Genomic DNA, 16,897 nt, shown 5'->3' with positions numbered 1-16,897 from the left:
CACCCCCTTGATACCTGAGTAGTTGGCCGAAGGTCTGGTTAAGCGAAGCTGGCGCAACCAGCGGCTGGTAATACGTATCTCAATCGGAATCGACCACCTGGCAACAAGCGCCACAAGCCAAAAACCGACAATAACGTACCATTACGCATATTACGTACCACGACAAAACAGGCCTAATCGTTATCTACAACAACGACATCTGCGCACCCGGAGGACAAAAAGCCGTGCAATCGAGGTTGAACCCCTCACGCTGATTCAGCCCCAGCCGCTTCATTGCCTTGGCAAACCGTTGTGCCAGCAAGTCAGCGAACGGCCCCTCACCGCGCATTCGCACGCCAAAGCGACTGTCGTACAACTCGCCGCCACGACTCTGGCGTATCAGGCTCAGCACATGCGCCGCTCGTTGCGGGTAATGCGCCGCCAGCCATTCCTCGAAGAGCGGTGCGACCTCCAGCGGCAGACGCAACATCATGTAGGCCGCGCTCTGGGCACCAGCCGCCTGGGCGGCCGCCAGCAGACTCTCCAACTCGCTATCGTTGATCATCGGAATCATTGGCGAGCACAGCACGCCCACCGGAATACCTGCCTCACGCATCACCCTGATGGCCCGCAATCGTGCCTTGGGCGCCGCTGTACGCGGTTCAAGAATGCGCTTGAGCTCGTCGTCGAGACTGGTCAGGCTGATCATCACCGCCACCAGCCGCTGCGAAGCCAATTCGGTCAACAGATCCAGATCGCGCAGGATCAGCGCCCCCTTGGTGATAATCGTCACTGGATGCCGATAGCGTAGTAGTACCTGGAGAATTTGCCGGGTAATTCGGTGTTCGCGCTCGATCGGTTGATAGGGGTCGGTATTTGAGCCGAGATTGATCGGCGCGCACCGGTAGCCACGCTTGGACAGTTGCTCCTCAAGCACATCGGCGGCGTTGGTTTTGGCAATCAGCCGGGTCTCGAAATCCAGACCGGGGGATAGGTCCCAATACGCATGGCTGGGCCGCGCGTAGCAGTAGATACAACCGTGCTCACAGCCCCGATATGGATTGATCGAACGGTCGAAGGGTAAGTCTGGCGAGTTGTTGCGGGTGATGATGGTCTTCGCCGTTTCAATGCGCACCTCGGTGCCTTGGGTCAGCGGCACTTCCTGGTACCAACCATCGTCTTCGGCGACTGAGCGGCTCGACGCGAAGCGGTTGTACGGGTTTGTTGCGGTACCACGACCGCGCGGGGGTAATGGCGAATTCATGGCGGAGCCCTTTGACTGTATGAATATACAGTACACCCCGAACCATTCTCCGCCTAGTGCCGTTCGGCACCTTCGCAACGCTAATGAGCGCTCTTATAACAAAACAATGAACTTGGCGACACGCTGCGTTACAACAATGAAGTGGCGATCGTCATGTGCACCTCGATAGTATCCAGACGCTCGTTTATAACTTTGATCATTATTTAAAAGGATTTAATAATGTCGTACTTCAATCGTCGTGGTATTTTTCTGCAAAAACTTGGTCCCACTGTGGTCGATCCAAATGAAGTCCTGGTGTCCATGCAGTTTGCATTAAAAGAGTCAGGCTGGGATCCACAAAACGAGGCGCCGACCGAGGCGCTGCTGGACTCCACCACAATTATTGCGTCCTCCTACGATGGCGGCCAGTCGTTCAGCATTGCCAACATCAACAAGGATGTCGATGATGACCGTGATATCGATGAGGATGACAAGGCAAAACTCCTGGCCTTGGCAAAAGCCTACGCCAGTATTACCAGTCCTTGAATTGAACTTATAAGTCGAATGACATTAAAGTGGATTAAAGTTAATAGCTGATCATAAATCAGCACATTAGCCTGAACAAAGCCGGCTTCTCAGAGAGCCGGCTTTGTTAGTTGCCGTTACTGTGCCTCGTCAGTTTTTTTCTTCAACTTCGGGTTCACAAAGAACTGCACAGTCTGAACCTTGGTATCAGCCACCTTCACGGCACTGGTGTTGACCCGCGTCCCCAACTCCTTGGGAACCGACAGACCCTGCTCATTGAGTGTGTCCGAGTAACCGCACGCCACGCATTCGCGGTGCGGTACGTCGTCTTCACTCCACATCATCAATTTGTCCGGCTCGCTGCACGCCGGGCACACTGCTCCAGCGATAAAGCGCTTCTTGGTTATGCTCACAGGCCCATCACTCATGCTGCCGCGCCCTCATCCAGGCCGCTGTGGCGCAAGAGTGCGTCAATCGACGGTGCACGTCCGCGGAAGTCGACGAACAGCACCATTGGCTCCTGGGAGCCTCCACGCGCCAGGATCGCCTCACGGAAGGCCCGACCGGTCGCAGCGTTGAGTACACCTTCCTCCTCAAATCTGGAGAATGCGTCAGCCGACAGCACTTCCGCCCATTTGTAGCTGTAGTAACCCGCGGCGTAACCACCGGCAAAGATGTGCGCGAAACTGTTGGGGAAGCGGTTGTAGGCCGGCGCACGCATGACCGAGACCTCGTCGCGCACGCCTTCGAGCACCTGCAGCACGCTGCGACCATCGCCGTGGGTGGCGTGCAGTTCGAAGTCGAACAGGGAAAACTCCAACTGACGCACCATCATCAGGCCCGACTGGAAGTTCTTCGCCGCGAGCATTTTCTGCAGCAAGTCCTGGGGCAGTGGCTCGCCGGTTTCATAGTGACCGGAAATCAGCGCCAGGCCTTCCGGCTCCCAGCACCAGTTCTCCATGAACTGGCTCGGCAACTCGACCGCATCCCAGGCCACACCATTGATACCGGATACACCCGCATGCTCGACTCGGGTCAGCAGGTGATGCAAGCCGTGGCCAAACTCGTGGAACAGGGTGGTGACTTCATCATGGGTCAACAGCGCCGGCTTGCCGCTGTCGGCTGGGGTGAAGTTACACACCAGGTTGGCTACCGGGCTTTGCAGAACGCCCTCGGCAGTGCGACGACGGTCGCGGGCACCGTCCATCCAGGCACCACCGCGCTTGTTGGCGCGCGCGTACAGGTCGAAGAAGAAGCGGCCAACGTGCTCGCCGTTTTCCTTGATTTCGAATAGGCGAACATCCGGATGCCAGGTGTCGAACCCCGTCTGCTCGGCGATCTCGATGCCGTACAGGCGCTGGACGATAGCGAACAGACCGCCCAGTACTTTATCGATCGGGAAGTACGCGCGCAGCGCCTCTTGAGCGACGCTGTAACGCTGCTCACGGAGTTTTTCCCCGTAGAAACCACTGTCCCAGCTTTGCAGGTCAGCACAGCCCTGTTCGGCCGCATAGGCCTTCAACTGCTCCAGGTCCTGGGCGGCGAACGGCTTGCTGCGCTTGGCCAGGTCCCGCAGGAAGCTCAGGACCTGATCGCTGGACTCCGCCATTTTGGTCGCCAGGCTCAGTTCCGAGAAACTGCTGTAGCCCAGCAGCCGGGCCAGTTCCTGACGCAAGTCGAGGATCTCTTCCATCACCGGCCCGTTATCGTTCTGACCGGCGTTGGGACCCTGGTCCGACGCACGAGTGCAGTAGGCGGCGTAGACTTCTTCGCGCAATGCACGGTCATGGGCGTAGGTCATTACCGCGAAGTAGCTCGGAAACTCCAGGCTGATCAACCAGCCATCCAGCTCCTTGGCTTGCGCCGCGGCGGCCATTTGCGCCTTGGCCGAATCCGTCAGGCCGGCGAGGGCGGCCTCCTCGGTGATGTGCTTGGTCCAGGCCTGGGTGGCATCGAGCAACTGGTTGGAAAAGCGGCTGCCCAGTTCAGACAGCTTGCTCTGCACCTCGGCATAACGCTTTTGCTCAGCCTCCGGCAGGTCGATACCCGACAGGCGGAAGTCCCGCAGGGAATGTTCGAGGATGGTTTTTTGCGCCACATCAAAGCCGGCCGCCTGCGGGCTGTTGGCCAGGGCTTCGAAGGCCTGGAACAGTTCACGGTTCTGCCCCAGCTCGGTGGAGTAGGCGCTCAGCGCTGGCAGGCAGGACTCGTAAGCTTCACGCAACTCGGCGCTGTTGCACACCGCGTTAAGGTGGCTGACCGGGCTCCAGGCGGCGCCCAGGCGGTCGTTGAGCTCATCCATCGCCAGCACCAGGCCGGCCCAGGTCGGTTCAGTGCCCTGGGTCTTGAGGAGGTCGGCAATGGCAGCGCGGTTGTCCGCGAGTATCTGTTCGATGGCCGGTTGTACATGCTCGGCGCGGATCGCCGAGAACGGCGGCAGGTCGTAGGACTGCAAAAGAGGGTTGTTCACGCTCACGGTTGGCACCTTGGCTGGAAGAAACATTGCCCCATCTTAATTACAATCGACGCCAACCGCAGCTATCAGCAACAGAGAGAGAGCCTATCGTGTCCCTTCGCAAGTATCAGAACCACACTCCCGTGCTCGACCATGGCGCGTTTGTCGACGGTTCGGCAGTGGTGATCGGCGACGTCGAAATAGGCGCCGACAGCTCCGTCTGGCCGCTGACCGTGATCCGCGGCGACATGCACCGCATCCGCATTGGCCAGCGCACCAGCGTGCAGGACGCCTGCGTACTGCACATCACCCACGCCGGACCATTCAACCCGGACGGTTTCCCGCTGCTGATCGGCGATGACGTGACCATTGCCCACAAAGTCATGCTGCACGGCTGCACCGTCGGCAACCGGATTCTGATCGGCATGGGCAGCATTGTGATGGACGGTGCCGTGGTCGAGGACGAGGTGATCATCGGCGCGGGAAGCCTGGTGCCGCCAGGTAAACGCCTGGCCAGCGGCTTCCTGTATGTGGGCAGCCCGGTAAAACAGGCCCGGCCGTTGACCGACAAGGAGCGCGCATTCTTTACCTACAGCGCGGCCAACTACGTCAAGCTCAAAGACCTGCATCTGGCCGAAGGCTACGACCAGCTCTGACTCTCATTCGGGAATTTTCATGCATTACCAAAGCGTTTTATTCGACCTTGATGGCACTCTGACCGACCCGCGCGAAGGGATCACCCGTTCCATCCAGTACGCCTTGGGCAAACTGGGGATCGATGAGCCGGACCTCGGCAAACTTGAACACTTCATCGGCCCGCCCTTGCTGCAGGCCTTCATGCAGTTCTACGCCTTCGACGAGGCCAAAGCGTGGGACGCGGTGAACTTCTACCGTGAGCGCTTCAAAGTCACCGGGCTCTATGAAAATCGGGTGTTCGATGGCGTCACACCACTGCTGGAAACCTTGAGCGGGCAGGGGCGAGAGCTGTATATCGCAACGTCGAAACCCTGGATCTTTGCCCGGGAGATCGCGCGCCACTTCGATTTCGACCGACACTTCAAGGTGATCTACGGCAGTGAGCTGGACGGCACCCGCACCGACAAGGTCGAACTGATTGCCCACCTGGTGGCCGAGGAGGGGCTGGACCCAAGCAGCACCCTGATGATCGGCGATCGTAAACACGACCTGATCGGCGCCAAGCGCAACGGCCTGGATGCCGCCGCGGTGGGCTATGGCTTTGGCAGCCTTGAAGAACTGAACGCCGAGCACCCAGCGTACTACTTCGAAACGCTGGCGCAGTTGCATCAAGCGTTTTTGCGCGACGATTAAGATTGTCATCGCGGGCAAGCCTTGCTGCTACAAGCGCCCCCCTCGTAGGAGCGAGGCTTGCCCGCGATGGCTTCCCTCAGCCAGACAACGACCTCAGGGCCGCCTTGCGCTGCTGCGCCGGTAACGCACCTAACTGTTCGACGGCGGCGTAAAACCTCTGCCAATCCCCCGCCGACTGCCTGAACAACTGGGCAAACGCCGGCACCCATTGCTCGTACAGACCGAAGGGCAGCAGACGCGCGTTGTTCATGGGGGCGTAGATCCAGGCGTCGTAACGCTTATCGCCGGCCCATTGGCTGTCACGTAGGGTTCGGTAGCCGCTGCGCAAGCGCTCGAACTCGGCGTTCTTGCGCTGGCGCATCTGCTCACTCGGCAAGGGCAGGGCGTACAGGGCCTCCAGGCGCGTGCGACAGTCCAGCAGCAACTGGGTGAACTGCTCGCGCTGTCGCACCCGGGCGTCGTTGGCCGGGGGTAACCCGCGGGCTATGCGCCATTGCCGAGTGCCTTGCTGCTCAACGAAGGTGGCAAACGACTCGTTGAACTCAGTGTCGTCCTTCAGATAAAAACGCTGATGCGCCAGCTCATGAAAAATCAGGCTGGCCAGGCGCTCGTCGCCCCAGCCCAGCATCGAATTGAGGATCGGGTCATTGAACCAACCCAAGGTTGAATAGGCCTCCACGCCACTGATCGAGACATCCATGCCCTGCAGTCGCTGCAGGGCTGCCTCGCCCCGCGCCGCACTCTGGCGGTAGTACCCGCGGTAGGCCACGCACCCGGCAATCGGGAAGCAATGGTTCTGCGGACTGAGGGAAAATTCCGCAGTGACGAACACATTCCACACCACATAGGGGCGACCTAGGTCTGCGTAGAGGCGATAGCTCAGGTTGTCCGGCAGGTGCAGGTGCTGGCTGGCGAAGTCGCGGGCCTTTTGCGATTGATCCAGGTGTGCGCGCAATGTCGCGTCGCTGGCCGGATCAGCCAGCACCTTGCTGACCGGCTCGCGAGCCCGCAGCAACTGCCACTGACCGCTGGCCAACTGGCTGTAGTAATCGACGCTGGCACAACCGTTGAGCAACAAAAACATCACAGCCGGAAACAAAACGCGCAAAACGCGATCAAGTAACCGATGGCTTGGAAGCAGCCTGATCACATCGAATCATCCTTGGGGAGTCTGCCCGCAAGACTATCTCGCCTGACTGGAGCTTCGCTATGCGCGTGTTACTGCTGACTGGAGGCCTGCTGATGCTGGCCGGCTGTGCTGGATTGCCCCAACCCGACCCGACGCAAGCCTGGATCGACCTTGCACCTCACCCTGAAGACGCTGCATTGCAAGCGCTGGAGGTGGATGACAAAGCCTCTGTGGACAAACGCTACTTCCAGGTTCCGCCCGGGCGCCATGAACTGACGGTGCGTTATCAGTTCACCGTCGATCCAACCAACATCGGCCCAGACGCCGAGCCGTTGTGGCGAGATTGTCAGTTGAGCGTGAAATTCAACGACTTCAACGCTGGCCAGCGCTATCAGTTACAGGCTGGCAACATTGGCTTCCGTCCCTGGGCCAAACTCTATGACGAACAGCGCAAAGTGGTTGGCCAGGCGCAACCAGCGGGCTGTCAGCGCAGCTGATCGGCGCTATGCTGAATGCCTGACCACCCGGAACTGAATCATGCACAGGTATTTGCTGTTCTTTGCCCTCGGCGCATTGTCTGCGTGCGCAGCCAGCCCCCTGCCGGATGTCAATCCGAACATGGCCTGGGTCGACTTCGCCATGCCAACCCCCGGCGGAAAAGTCCTGATGGCCGAGCGCCTGGACAATCAACCACAGCGTGATGGGCGTTTTTTCCAGGTCACGCCGGGCAGCCATGAACTGACCGTGCGTTTTGACTTTGAAGTGTTTGGCGGTGGCATGGGCATGAACACCGACCCGCAGGAGCGGTTGTGCTACATGACCATCCCTTACGAGCATTTCGAAGCGGGCCAGCGTTACCGGCTCGAGGCCCGCTCACTGGCCTTTACCCCCAGCGCCCGGCTGTACAACGCCCAGCGCCAGCTCGTTGCCGAAGAACGTCAGGTCAATTGCGTGCCCTGAGGCGTCTTAGCGGTCGTTCTTTTGATAGATGATTTTTTTGCTACCGCCGTCGCAGGTGCCGACCACCATGTTCTGGTCATGCACATCATCATTGCTGACAATTTCCAGCGTATAGGACGATACGTTGTTGGCCTGGATCTTGGCTTCGATCTCGGCCTTGAGTTCTTCGCACGGTTTTGGCGCCGCCAGGGCCGATGTGGCCAACGCACCGCAGATAACCGCCAAGGCAAAACGTTTCATGGTTGAAGCTCCCTTGAAGCAGCGCGCACGGGTGTGCGCTTGGGCTGCTGTCATTTATTCGACCACAATTTCGCCCTGGGAGTTCTGATTTGTAGGAGTCGGCTTGTTGGCGAATCTGCCAACTCGTGGTGTCAGACAGGTCCGTTTCGCTGGCAAGCCAACTCCTATGTGGGGGAGGAGAGGTTCAACTGACGAGCGTGCCATCCAGGGTGATTGTCGCGTTCAGCACCTTGGACACCGGGCAACCTTCCTTGGCTTTTTTGCTCAACTCGTCAAATTGCTGCTGGCTGGCGCCGGGGATTTTTGCCTTGAGAATCAGGTGCACGGCGGTAATCGCAAAACCACCGTCGACCTGATCCAGGGTCACCTCTGCCTGCGTATCAATGCTCTCGGCCTTAAGGCCGGCGTCGCCGAGAATCATCGAAAAGGCCATGGAGAAACAGCCTGCATGTGCTGCGCCGATCAGTTCTTCGGGGTTGGTCCCCTTACCCCCCTCGAAACGCGCCTTGAAGCCGTAGGGGGCTTCCCTGAGGACCCCGGTTTCCGTGGAAATCGAGCCGATCCCGGTTTTCAGGTCACCTTCCCAATGTGCCGATGCTTTCTTCTTGATGCTCATGTGTGCCTCCTCAAGATCCGGCGCGAGAGTCGCGCCTTGATGGTTTTCGGTAGCTAAGGGTTCTGAGGATAGATGGCCGGACAAAGTTCACCCTGTCGGATAGAACCGCTTATCTGGTAGGCATTTTCAGGTCAGCTATTGAAACTCGGGTATATGCCCACATTGCATAGAACAGGCTTATACATTCGGCAGGTTTTCGTTAGTGAGAAAAGCCTGCATACCCCTTGGAGACGCAGGCTTATGAAACAACTGTCCGATATCAAGTTCTCGACCCTCGACCTGGTGCCCGTGCGGGAGAACGGCAGCCCGGCCCAATCCTTGCGCAACTCGCTGGACCTGGCGCAGCACGTCGAAAAATGGGGTTACAACCGCTTCTGGGTCGCCGAGCACCACAACATGGACGGCATTGCCAGCTCCGCCACCTCGGTGTTGCTGGGTTATCTGGCCGGCGGCACGTCGAGCATTCGTGTCGGCTCCGGCGGGGTGATGCTACCCAACCATGCACCACTGGTGATCGCCGAACAGTTCGGCACCCTGGAAAGCCTCTATCCGGGCCGCATCGACCTGGGCCTGGGCCGTGCCCCAGGTTCCGATCAACTGACCGCTCGCGCCTTGCGCCGTGAACGTTCCGGCAGCGCCGATGACTTCCCCGAAGACGTCGCCGAACTGGTGCGCTACCTCGGCCCCCGCACACCGGACCAACGCATCATCGCCATGCCCGGTACCGGCACCAACGTCCCGGTGTGGCTCCTGGGTTCCAGCCTGTTCAGCGCACAGCTGGCGGGCGAACGCGGCTTGCCCTACGCCTTTGCCTCACATTTCGCACCGCGCTACATGCACGAGGCGATTCGCGTCTATCGCAATCACTTCAAGCCATCAGCGGTCCTCGACAAGCCCTATGTGATGCTCGGCGTACCACTGGTCGCCGCCGACACCGATGAGCAGGCCGAGTACCTGGCTACGTCGGTCTACCAGCGCATCCTCGCGCTGATGCGTGGGCAAAGCCTGGTTCAGCGCCCGCCCGTCGAGAGCATGGACGGCCTGTGGTTACCCCATGAGAAACAGGCAGTAGGGGATTTCCTCGGGCTGGCCATGGTCGGCAGTCCGGCAAAAATTCGCGGCAAGCTGGAAGTCCTGATCGAACAGACCCAGGCCGATGAACTGATCTTCACCTGCGACCTGTACGAGCACGCCGATCGCCTGCACTCCTACGAGCTGCTGGCGCAGGTGATGAGAGGCTGAGCACTTACCCCGCGCCCATAAAAAAGCCGACGCCAAAGCGTCGGCTTTTCACTTGCAGCGAATTCAAACTACTTCTTGTAGACGATTTCCTTGGAACCACCTTCACAGGTGCCTACGACTTTACCGTCAGCCGCAGTGCCCTTGTCGACGATTTCCAACGAATAACCTGACACGCCCTTGGCATCGAGTTTCGCTGCAATTTCCGCTTTCAGTTCTTCACAAGGCTTGCCGGCCGCAAGGGTTGCTCCTGCGATGCTCAGCAAACCAATAGCCAGAATCAACTTCTTCATCGGTCACATTCCCTGGTCGGATCAATAGGATTAGCGTTTAGCCCAAGGCATCAGCGCTCGCAGATTAAGTAGCGCTTTGCCACTCCCTATGGCAATCGGCCAGCTCACAAGTTCAGAAATCTAGTTCATCTTCAGCTATTCGCAATCCGGAACCCGACCTTCAGCGTCACCTGGAAGTGCGCAGCCTTGCCGTCCTTGATGTGGCCTCGGGTTTCAGTGACCTCAAACCATTCCAGGTGCTTGATGCTTTTGCTGGCCTCAGCCAAGGCATTGTTGATGGCGTCCTCGATACTGGTGGGCGAGGAGCCAACCAGTTCGACTTTCTTGTACGTGTGGTGGTCTGTCATGGCGATCTCCTTGGGTGTTCCTACAGCCTAGCAGTGATTTTCGGTATTTCTTCTGTGGGCATTTCTGCTGCTAAGGTTCATATTTTCTGCACTTTCGCGAACCGCTGGAGTCGGAACCAACACACGCTACTCAATCAATGCAGGAGAGCCACCATGGCCAACACCTCTTTACGTAAAGCCTCATTGCAAAGCATGGAAGCCGAGATCGAGAGTCTGCTCAAGTCGTTGGAAAGCCTGAAAAGTGATGCCTCGGACGAGTCGCTGAAAACCCTCAAGTCCCTCAAAAGCAATGCCGAGAGCGCGCTGAAACACTCGCGCAGCCTGCTCAGCGATGCCTACACAGAAGTCAAAGTGAAAACCCGTGAGACCGGGATCGCGACCCGCGATTACGCGCAGGAACACCCCTGGACCACCGCGGGTGTAGCCGTCGGGGCCCTGGGTTTGCTGGCGGCCTACCTGCTGTGCAAACGCGGTGATTAATCTGCCTGGCGCAGCTCATTTTTGAGCCACTGCGCCAGCTGCCGAGCGCGCCCGTCCGCGGCGCGCTTGGGTAACCACAACGCCAGTTGCGCCGGGGTTTGAGAAAACCCCCACGGCGCAACCAGGCGACCCGCCTTCACGTCCTCGGCCACCAATGGCTGTGGGGCAATCGCCACACCCAGCCCGGCCACGGCCGCCTCCAGCAAGTAATACAAATGCTCGAAACCCTGGCCGAACTTCAAGGCCCCGGGGTCGAGTTGATTGTGCTGTGCCCAGCTGGGCCAGGCTTGCGGTCGCGATGTGGTATGCAACAAGGGTAATTCGAGCAAGGCACTGGCCGGTGCGTCACGCAGCGACTCATACCCGGAGAAGCGGGGGCTGAGCACCGGGCCGATTCGTTCGCTGGTCAGTTCATACACCTGCATATCCGCAGGCCATGGCGGCTCGGCGAATACCAGCAAGGCATCCAGGCCCGGACGACGCGGGTCCAGGTCACCTTCGCCGGCCGACAGGTGCAAGCGCAAATCCGGCAGATCGGCATTCAACCGCCCCAGGCGCGGAATAAACCAACGAGCCAGCAGACTACCGGAGCAGCCCAGGACAAAAGGCGCCTCGGCGTGGCCCTGAGTCAGCTCACCGCAGACCGTGCGCAGGCGCTCGAATGCCTCTGTGCTGGCGTCGCGCAGACGTACGCCGGCATCTGTGAGTTTCAGGCCGCGTCCGTCCTTGACGAACAGACTCACCCCCAAGTGCTCCTCGAGCACTTTCAGCTGCCGGCTGACTGCTCCATGGGTAACGTGCAATTGCTCCGCCGCCTGACTGACACTGTGCAGGCGGGCAGCGGCTTCGAAGGCGCGCAGGGCGTTGAGAGGGGGCAGGTCGTGGCTCATGGTATCTGTGAGTTTTCCTGACAGGTTGTGGCGATCTTATCGGTTTTCAGCCATCGACGTCAGGGGTAGAGTGAACGCCATTGTCACTTCACGCATTCAACTGGAGCGCCCCATGACCCAGACTAATCTGCGCAACGGCCCTGACGCCAACGGCCTGTTTGGCGCGTTCGGTGGCCGCTACGTCGCCGAAACCCTGATGCCGTTGATCCTCGACCTGGCCCGCGAATACGAAGCGGCCAAGGAAGATCCGGCTTTCAAAGAAGAACTGGCTTACTTCCAGCGCGATTACGTCGGACGTCCGAGCCCGCTGTACTTTGCCGAACGCCTGACCGAGTTCTGTGGCGGCGCCAAGATCTACCTCAAGCGTGAAGAGCTGAACCACACCGGCGCACACAAGATCAACAACTGCATCGGCCAGATCCTGCTGGCACGGCGCATGGGCAAAAAACGCATCATCGCCGAGACCGGCGCCGGCATGCACGGTGTGGCCACTGCCACTGTAGCCGCGCGTTTTGGTCTGGAGTGCGTGATCTACATGGGCACCACCGACATCGAGCGCCAACAGGCCAACGTGTTTCGCATGAAACTGCTGGGTGCCGAAGTGATCCCGGTAGTGGCCGGCACCGGCACCCTGAAAGACGCAATGAACGAAGCCCTGCGTGACTGGGTGACTAACGTCGACAACACCTTCTACCTGATCGGCACCGTCGCCGGCCCGCATCCTTATCCGGCGATGGTCCGTGACTTCCAGGCCGTGATCGGCAAGGAAACCCGTGACCAGTTGCAAGCCCAGGAAGGTCGTCTGCCTGACAGCCTGGTGGCATGCATCGGCGGTGGCTCCAACGCCATGGGCCTGTTCCATCCGTTCCTCGACGAGACCAGCGTCGAGATCATCGGGGTTGAAGCGGCCGGTCATGGCATCGAAACCGGCAAGCACGCCGCCAGCCTGAACGGCGGGGTACCTGGTGTGCTCCACGGCAATCGCACCTTCCTGCTGCAGGACGACGACGGCCAGATCGTTGATGCCCACTCGATTTCCGCTGGCCTCGACTACCCGGGCATTGGCCCTGAGCACGCCTGGTTGCATGACATCGGTCGCGCCCAGTACACCTCTGTGACCGACGATGAAGCCCTCGACGCGTTCCACAAGTGCTGCCGCCTGGAAGGGATCATTCCGGCACTGGAAAGCGCCCACGCCCTGGCCGAAGTGTTCAAACGCGCACCGACCTTGCCCAAGGATCACCTGATGGTGGTCAACCTGTCTGGTCGTGGTGATAAGGACATGCAAACCGTAATGTTCCACATGGAACACTCTCAGCAGGAGAAACACTGATGAGCCGCCTGCAAACCCGTTTCGCCGAACTCAAAGAGCAAAACCGTGCGGCCCTGGTGACCTTTGTCACTGCTGGCGACCCCAGCTACGACACCTCCCTGGCGATCCTCAAGGGGCTGCCGGCAGCCGGCGCCGACGTGATTGAGCTCGGCATGCCATTCACCGATCCGATGGCCGATGGCCCGGCGATCCAGCTTGCGAACATCCGGGCCCTAGGCGCCAAACAGAACCTGGCGAAAACCCTGCAAATGGTTCGCGAGTTCCGGGCGAGCAACAACGACACACCACTGGTACTGATGGGGTACTTCAATCCTATTCACTATTACGGTGTTCCACGCTTCATCGCGGACGCCAAGGAAGCGGGGGTGGATGGCCTGATCGTGGTCGATCTGCCACCTGAACATAACGGCGAACTGTGCGATCCGGCCCAAGCCGCGGGCCTGGACTTTATCCGCCTAACCACCCCGACTACCGACGACGTACGCCTGCCAACCGTACTCAATGGCAGCTCCGGTTTTGTCTACTACGTCTCGGTGGCGGGTGTGACGGGTGCAGGTGCTGCCACCCTGGAGCACGTCGAAGAAGCGGTGGCCCGTTTGCGCCGCCACACCGACCTGCCGATCAGCATCGGCTTCGGCATCCGTACGCCAGAGCAAGCAGCGGCGATTGCCCGCTTGGCAGATGGGGTGGTGGTGGGTTCGGCATTGATCGACCATATCGCCAATGCCACCACGCCGGACCAGGCCATTGATGGTGTGCTGAGCCTGTGTGCGGCGCTGTCTGAAGGTGTGCGCAACGCTCGCGTTGGCTAAGTCTTGATCCCGTAACAGCCAAGGGCCCGGAACCATGTTCCGGGCCCTTTTTTTCTGGCGCCAGCCCACCCCTCAAAAAATCGACAGGTCCAGCGGCCGGATCGCCCCCATCCAGATCGCGTGGTTCGTGTGATCGGCCAGCTCATCCCCGGTCTCGGGATGCAGGAACACCACCAGTCCGTTGCGATGCAGCGCCAGCCACGGCAGCACCACGCCGATCAATTCCGGCCCAAAGGCCAACTGGCAGCTCCAGTCCGGGTGCGGCCCCACCGGGCGTTCGTGGACTCGGCCCATTTGCAGGGGAAATAGCAGGGCAGCCTCTTCACACAGCGCCCGCGCCTGAGCAAGGGTGCTCGCGTCGAAATAAACATGGGCGTGGTAGCCCTTGATCCGTTGCATAGTGCTCTCGTCTTGCCCAATCCAAGTCCCAAGGGCAACGCTACACCGCAATGGACGGCAGGGCCAATCCTGCCAGCGACTCAGCGCTGCTGGCCTGTTCACTCATCAGCCAGTCGACGAACTGCTGGATCAACGCACTGCGGCGTTTGCGCTGGGGCAGCACCACGTAGTAACCGAACCCCGAGATCGCCGTCTCGGCAATCGGCCGCACCAAAAGCCCCTGCGCCAGCAGGTCATCGACCAAATGCCGCCAACCGATGGCCACGCCCTGACCGCCAATCGCCGCCTGAATCAACAGGGTGTAATTATCAAACCGCAATTGCCCAGGCGTCGGCGGGGTGGCGATACCCAGGCTGCGGAACACACCGCTCCAGTCGAACCAATGGCTGCTGTTCTCGCCCCGCAGATGCAATAGCGGCAACTCCAGCAAAGCGTGGGCGGGCAGGGGCGCGAGCCGCTCCTTGAGCAGCTGCGGGCTGCACACCGGGAACACTTCCTCGCTGAACAACCAGTGACTTTCACCCTGTTTGAAGCGCCCTTCGCCGAACAGCACGGCCACATCGATGTCGGGACGCAACATGTTGTGATTACGTTCGCTGGTCACCAGGCTGACATCCACCCGGGGGTTGGCCTCGTGAAAGCGATGCAGACGCGGCATCAGCCAGTAAGCGGCGAAGGCGAAATCGGTGGCCACCTGCAACACCTCATGCTGGTGCTGGGCACTGATCGCGCTCAACCCGGCCTCGATACTCTGCAGGCCGCTCTGCACCTGCTCGAACAGGATCGACCCGGCTTCGGTCAGCTCGATGCCCCGGTAGATGCGGTCGAACAAGCGTGTTGCCAGTTGCTCCTCCAACCGCTTGAGCTGTTGGCTGACAGCAGGTTGGGTGGTGCCCAACTCCACTGCGGCGGCGGTGAAACTGCCATGGCGCGCCGCCGCTTCAAAGGTGCGCAACAGGTCCAGGGAGAGTTCACCAAGGGCGTCATACATAAGGTGGGCTTATCCTAGTCATTGCCGGACATGGGCTTTACCGCGAAGAGCACGGGCTACATTCTCGATCACAGCACTTTCGCATAACTGCCCACTATGGAATGCCGCTATCACATGAAGCGCAAGAACATTCTTTTCATCATGGCCGACCAAATGGCCGCGCCCTTGCTGCCGTTCTACGGCGCTTCACCGATCAAGCTGCCCAACCTGAGCCGACTGGCGGACAAGGGCGTAGTATTCGACGCGGCGTACTGCAACAGCCCGTTATGTGCACCCTCGCGCTTCACCCTGGTCAGTGGCCAGTTGCCGAGCAAGATCGGCGCCTACGACAATGCCGCAGACTTTCCCGCCGATGTGCCGACCTATGCCCACTACCTGCGTCGCCTCGGCTATCGCACCGCGCTGTCCGGCAAGATGCACTTCTGCGGCCCGGACCAACTGCATGGCTATGAAGAACGGCTGACCAGCGACATCTACCCGGCCGATTACGGTTGGGCAGTCAACTGGGATGAACCGGACGTGCGCCCGAGTTGGTATCACAACATGTCCTCAGTCCTGCAGGCCGGACCTTGCGTGCGCACCAACCAGCTGGACTTCGATGAAGAGGTGGTCTTCAAGGCCCAGCAGTACCTGTTCGATCACATCCGTGAAGACGGCGACCAACCGTTTTGCCTGACGGTGTCGATGACCCACCCACACGACCCGTACACCATTCCCAAGGCATTCTGGGATCTGTATGACGACCAGGACATCCCGCTGCCGGCGACCCCCGCGCAGGCCGACCTCGACCCACATTCCCAGCGCCTGCTCAAGGTCTACGACCTATGGGACAAGCCACTGCCCGTGGACAAGATCCGTGATGCCCGCCGAGCCTATTTCGGCGCGTGCAGTTACATCGATGCCAACGTCGGCAAACTCCTGCAGACCCTCGAAGAGACCGGTCTGAGCGACGACACCATCATCGTGTTTTCCGGCGACCACGGCGACATGCTCGGCGAGCGTGGCCTCTGGTACAAAATGCACTGGTTCGAAATGGCCGCCCGGGTGCCGCTGCTGGTCTATGCGCCTGGCCAGTTCGCGGCCGGACGCGTCACTGCCGCCGTGTCCACCGCCGACCTGCTCCCGACCTTCGTCGCCCTGGCCGGTGGCGAGCTGCAGCCTGGCCTGCCACTGGACGGCCGCTCGCTGTTGCCGCACCTGCAGGGGCAGGGCGGCCACGATGAAGTGTTTGGCGAATACATGGCCGAAGGCACCGTCAGCCCGTTGATGATGATCCGCCGGGGGCCCTACAAATTTATCTACAGTGAAGACGACCCCTGCCTGTTGTTCGATGTACGCAACGACCCGTGCGAACAGGAAGAGCTCAGTCACTCGCCTCCGCATCAACCGGTTTACGCCGCCTTTCTCGCCGAAGCTCGCGCCAAGTGGGATATCCCGGCGATTCACCAGCAGGTCCTGGCCAGCCAGCGCCGCCGGCGATTCGTGGCTGACGCACTGCGCCTTGGCCACCTGAAGAGCTGGGACCACCAGCCACTGGTCGACGCTAGCCAGCAATACATGCGCAACCACATCGACCTCGATGATCTGGAGCGCAAGGCTCGTTATCCACAACCCTGCCAAAACCAATAATGTAAGGG

General features: G+C 60.0%; 21 protein-coding genes. 10 read left to right on the top strand and 11 right to left on the bottom strand.

Going from position 1 to position 16,897, the window contains the following annotated elements:
- Window positions 1–184: 184 nt before the first annotated feature.
- Window positions 185–1,243, bottom strand: coding sequence for a PA0069 family radical SAM protein (locus ACIOVD_RS18945; protein WP_401129593.1), 1,059 nt, complete (start codon window positions 1,241–1,243; stop codon window positions 185–187).
- A 219-nt stretch (window positions 1,244–1,462) separates the two neighbouring features.
- Here ACIOVD_RS18945 and ACIOVD_RS18940 point away from each other — a divergent pair, with 219 nt between their 5' ends.
- A complete protein-coding gene (locus ACIOVD_RS18940; RefSeq protein ID WP_095165116.1) occupies window positions 1,463–1,768 on the top strand; it encodes a hypothetical protein in 306 nt (101 codons plus the stop codon).
- Between the two features lie 116 nt (window positions 1,769–1,884).
- Here the strand turns inward: ACIOVD_RS18940 and ACIOVD_RS18935 are convergent, their stop codons facing one another.
- The gene (locus tag ACIOVD_RS18935; RefSeq protein ID WP_401129592.1) at window positions 1,885–2,175 is read right to left on the bottom strand and encodes a YheV family putative zinc ribbon protein; all 291 of its coding nucleotides are present in this window, start codon (window positions 2,173–2,175) and stop codon (window positions 1,885–1,887) included.
- Window positions 2,172–4,250, bottom strand: coding sequence for an oligopeptidase A (prlC, locus tag ACIOVD_RS18930; RefSeq protein WP_174244558.1), 2,079 nt, complete (start codon window positions 4,248–4,250; stop codon window positions 2,172–2,174). The genes ACIOVD_RS18935 and prlC overlap by 4 nt, the downstream gene beginning before the upstream one ends.
- A gap of 62 nt (window positions 4,251–4,312) precedes the next feature.
- On the opposite strand from prlC, the gene ACIOVD_RS18925 reads away from it, so the two are divergent.
- Window positions 4,313–4,858 (top strand): gamma carbonic anhydrase family protein, encoded by a 546-nt coding sequence (locus tag ACIOVD_RS18925; RefSeq protein WP_095165114.1) that lies wholly within the window; start codon window positions 4,313–4,315, stop codon window positions 4,856–4,858.
- Window positions 4,859–4,877: 19 nt separating this feature from the next.
- Window positions 4,878–5,531, top strand: a complete 654-nt coding sequence (locus ACIOVD_RS18920; RefSeq protein ID WP_095165113.1) for an HAD family hydrolase — start codon at window positions 4,878–4,880, stop codon at window positions 5,529–5,531.
- 76 nt (window positions 5,532–5,607) lie between these two features.
- On the opposite strand, the gene ACIOVD_RS18915 is transcribed toward ACIOVD_RS18920, so the two are convergent.
- On the bottom strand, window positions 5,608–6,681 hold the full coding sequence (locus ACIOVD_RS18915) for an aminopeptidase (protein WP_401129590.1): 1,074 nt from the start codon (window positions 6,679–6,681) through the stop codon (window positions 5,608–5,610).
- A gap of 59 nt (window positions 6,682–6,740) precedes the next feature.
- On the opposite strand from ACIOVD_RS18915, the gene ACIOVD_RS18910 reads away from it, so the two are divergent.
- Together ACIOVD_RS18910 and ACIOVD_RS18905 are read left to right on the top strand one after the other, a co-directional pair.
- Entirely contained in the window at window positions 6,741–7,157 is a 417-nt protein-coding gene (locus tag ACIOVD_RS18910; RefSeq protein WP_401129588.1) for a hypothetical protein, read from the top strand.
- Window positions 7,158–7,197: 40 nt separating this feature from the next.
- The gene (locus ACIOVD_RS18905) at window positions 7,198–7,620 is read left to right on the top strand and encodes a hypothetical protein (protein WP_095165109.1); all 423 of its coding nucleotides are present in this window, start codon (window positions 7,198–7,200) and stop codon (window positions 7,618–7,620) included.
- Window positions 7,621–7,626: 6 nt separating this feature from the next.
- Here the strand turns inward: ACIOVD_RS18905 and ACIOVD_RS18900 are convergent, their stop codons facing one another.
- Window positions 7,627–7,860 carry a DUF1161 domain-containing protein gene (locus ACIOVD_RS18900; protein ID WP_401129586.1) on the bottom strand — a complete coding sequence of 78 codons (234 nt, stop codon included), beginning with the start codon at window positions 7,858–7,860 and terminating at the stop codon, window positions 7,627–7,629.
- Between the two features lie 184 nt (window positions 7,861–8,044).
- Window positions 8,045–8,476: an OsmC family protein gene (locus ACIOVD_RS18895; protein ID WP_095165107.1), complete on the bottom strand. Its 432-nt coding sequence runs from the start codon at window positions 8,474–8,476 to the stop codon at window positions 8,045–8,047.
- 240 nt (window positions 8,477–8,716) lie between these two features.
- Between ACIOVD_RS18895 and ACIOVD_RS18890 the strand changes: the two genes are divergently transcribed.
- Entirely contained in the window at window positions 8,717–9,718 is a 1,002-nt protein-coding gene (locus ACIOVD_RS18890; RefSeq protein ID WP_095165106.1) for an LLM class flavin-dependent oxidoreductase, read from the top strand.
- A 68-nt stretch (window positions 9,719–9,786) separates the two neighbouring features.
- Here ACIOVD_RS18890 and ACIOVD_RS18885 read toward each other — a convergent pair whose 3' ends face one another.
- Together ACIOVD_RS18885 and ACIOVD_RS18880 are read right to left on the bottom strand one after the other, a co-directional pair.
- Window positions 9,787–10,008 carry a DUF1161 domain-containing protein gene (locus tag ACIOVD_RS18885; RefSeq protein WP_401129583.1) on the bottom strand — a complete coding sequence of 74 codons (222 nt, stop codon included), beginning with the start codon at window positions 10,006–10,008 and terminating at the stop codon, window positions 9,787–9,789.
- Window positions 10,009–10,139: 131 nt separating this feature from the next.
- Complete coding sequence (locus tag ACIOVD_RS18880; protein WP_029290270.1) at window positions 10,140–10,355, bottom strand: dodecin; 216 nt, start codon at window positions 10,353–10,355, stop codon at window positions 10,140–10,142.
- A 153-nt stretch (window positions 10,356–10,508) separates the two neighbouring features.
- Between ACIOVD_RS18880 and ACIOVD_RS18875 the strand changes: the two genes are divergently transcribed.
- Entirely contained in the window at window positions 10,509–10,835 is a 327-nt protein-coding gene (locus tag ACIOVD_RS18875; protein ID WP_095165104.1) for a YqjD family protein, read from the top strand.
- Here the strand turns inward: ACIOVD_RS18875 and ACIOVD_RS18870 are convergent.
- Window positions 10,832–11,725 carry a LysR family transcriptional regulator gene (locus tag ACIOVD_RS18870; protein WP_095165103.1) on the bottom strand — a complete coding sequence of 298 codons (894 nt, stop codon included), beginning with the start codon at window positions 11,723–11,725 and terminating at the stop codon, window positions 10,832–10,834. The genes ACIOVD_RS18875 and ACIOVD_RS18870 overlap by 4 nt on opposite strands.
- A gap of 112 nt (window positions 11,726–11,837) precedes the next feature.
- On the opposite strand from ACIOVD_RS18870, the gene trpB reads away from it, so the two are divergent.
- Window positions 11,838–13,058 (top strand): tryptophan synthase subunit beta, encoded by a 1,221-nt coding sequence (gene trpB, locus ACIOVD_RS18865; RefSeq protein ID WP_401129580.1) that lies wholly within the window; start codon window positions 11,838–11,840, stop codon window positions 13,056–13,058.
- Window positions 13,058–13,870, top strand: a complete 813-nt coding sequence (gene trpA, locus ACIOVD_RS18860) for a tryptophan synthase subunit alpha (RefSeq protein ID WP_095165101.1) — start codon at window positions 13,058–13,060, stop codon at window positions 13,868–13,870. The genes trpB and trpA overlap by 1 nt, the downstream gene beginning before the upstream one ends.
- Before the next feature lie 72 nt (window positions 13,871–13,942).
- Here the strand turns inward: trpA and ACIOVD_RS18855 are convergent, their stop codons facing one another.
- Together ACIOVD_RS18855 and ACIOVD_RS18850 are read right to left on the bottom strand one after the other, a co-directional pair.
- Window positions 13,943–14,269, bottom strand: a complete 327-nt coding sequence (locus ACIOVD_RS18855) for a DOPA 4,5-dioxygenase family protein (RefSeq protein WP_401129578.1) — start codon at window positions 14,267–14,269, stop codon at window positions 13,943–13,945.
- A 40-nt stretch (window positions 14,270–14,309) separates the two neighbouring features.
- The gene (locus tag ACIOVD_RS18850) at window positions 14,310–15,260 is read right to left on the bottom strand and encodes a choline sulfate utilization transcriptional regulator (protein WP_095165099.1); all 951 of its coding nucleotides are present in this window, start codon (window positions 15,258–15,260) and stop codon (window positions 14,310–14,312) included.
- A 114-nt stretch (window positions 15,261–15,374) separates the two neighbouring features.
- On the opposite strand from ACIOVD_RS18850, the gene betC reads away from it, so the two are divergent.
- Window positions 15,375–16,889, top strand: coding sequence for a choline-sulfatase (gene betC / locus ACIOVD_RS18845; RefSeq protein WP_401129576.1), 1,515 nt, complete (start codon window positions 15,375–15,377; stop codon window positions 16,887–16,889).
- Window positions 16,890–16,897: the final 8 nt, after the last annotated feature.

Origin of the sequence: Pseudomonas sp. NPDC087626 (genome assembly GCF_044743405.1) — a bacterium.
Classification (GTDB): domain Bacteria; phylum Pseudomonadota; class Gammaproteobacteria; order Pseudomonadales; family Pseudomonadaceae; genus Aquipseudomonas.
The sequence above is the reverse complement of the archived record's forward strand: the minus strand, read 5'-3'. Positions and strand labels throughout refer to the sequence as shown.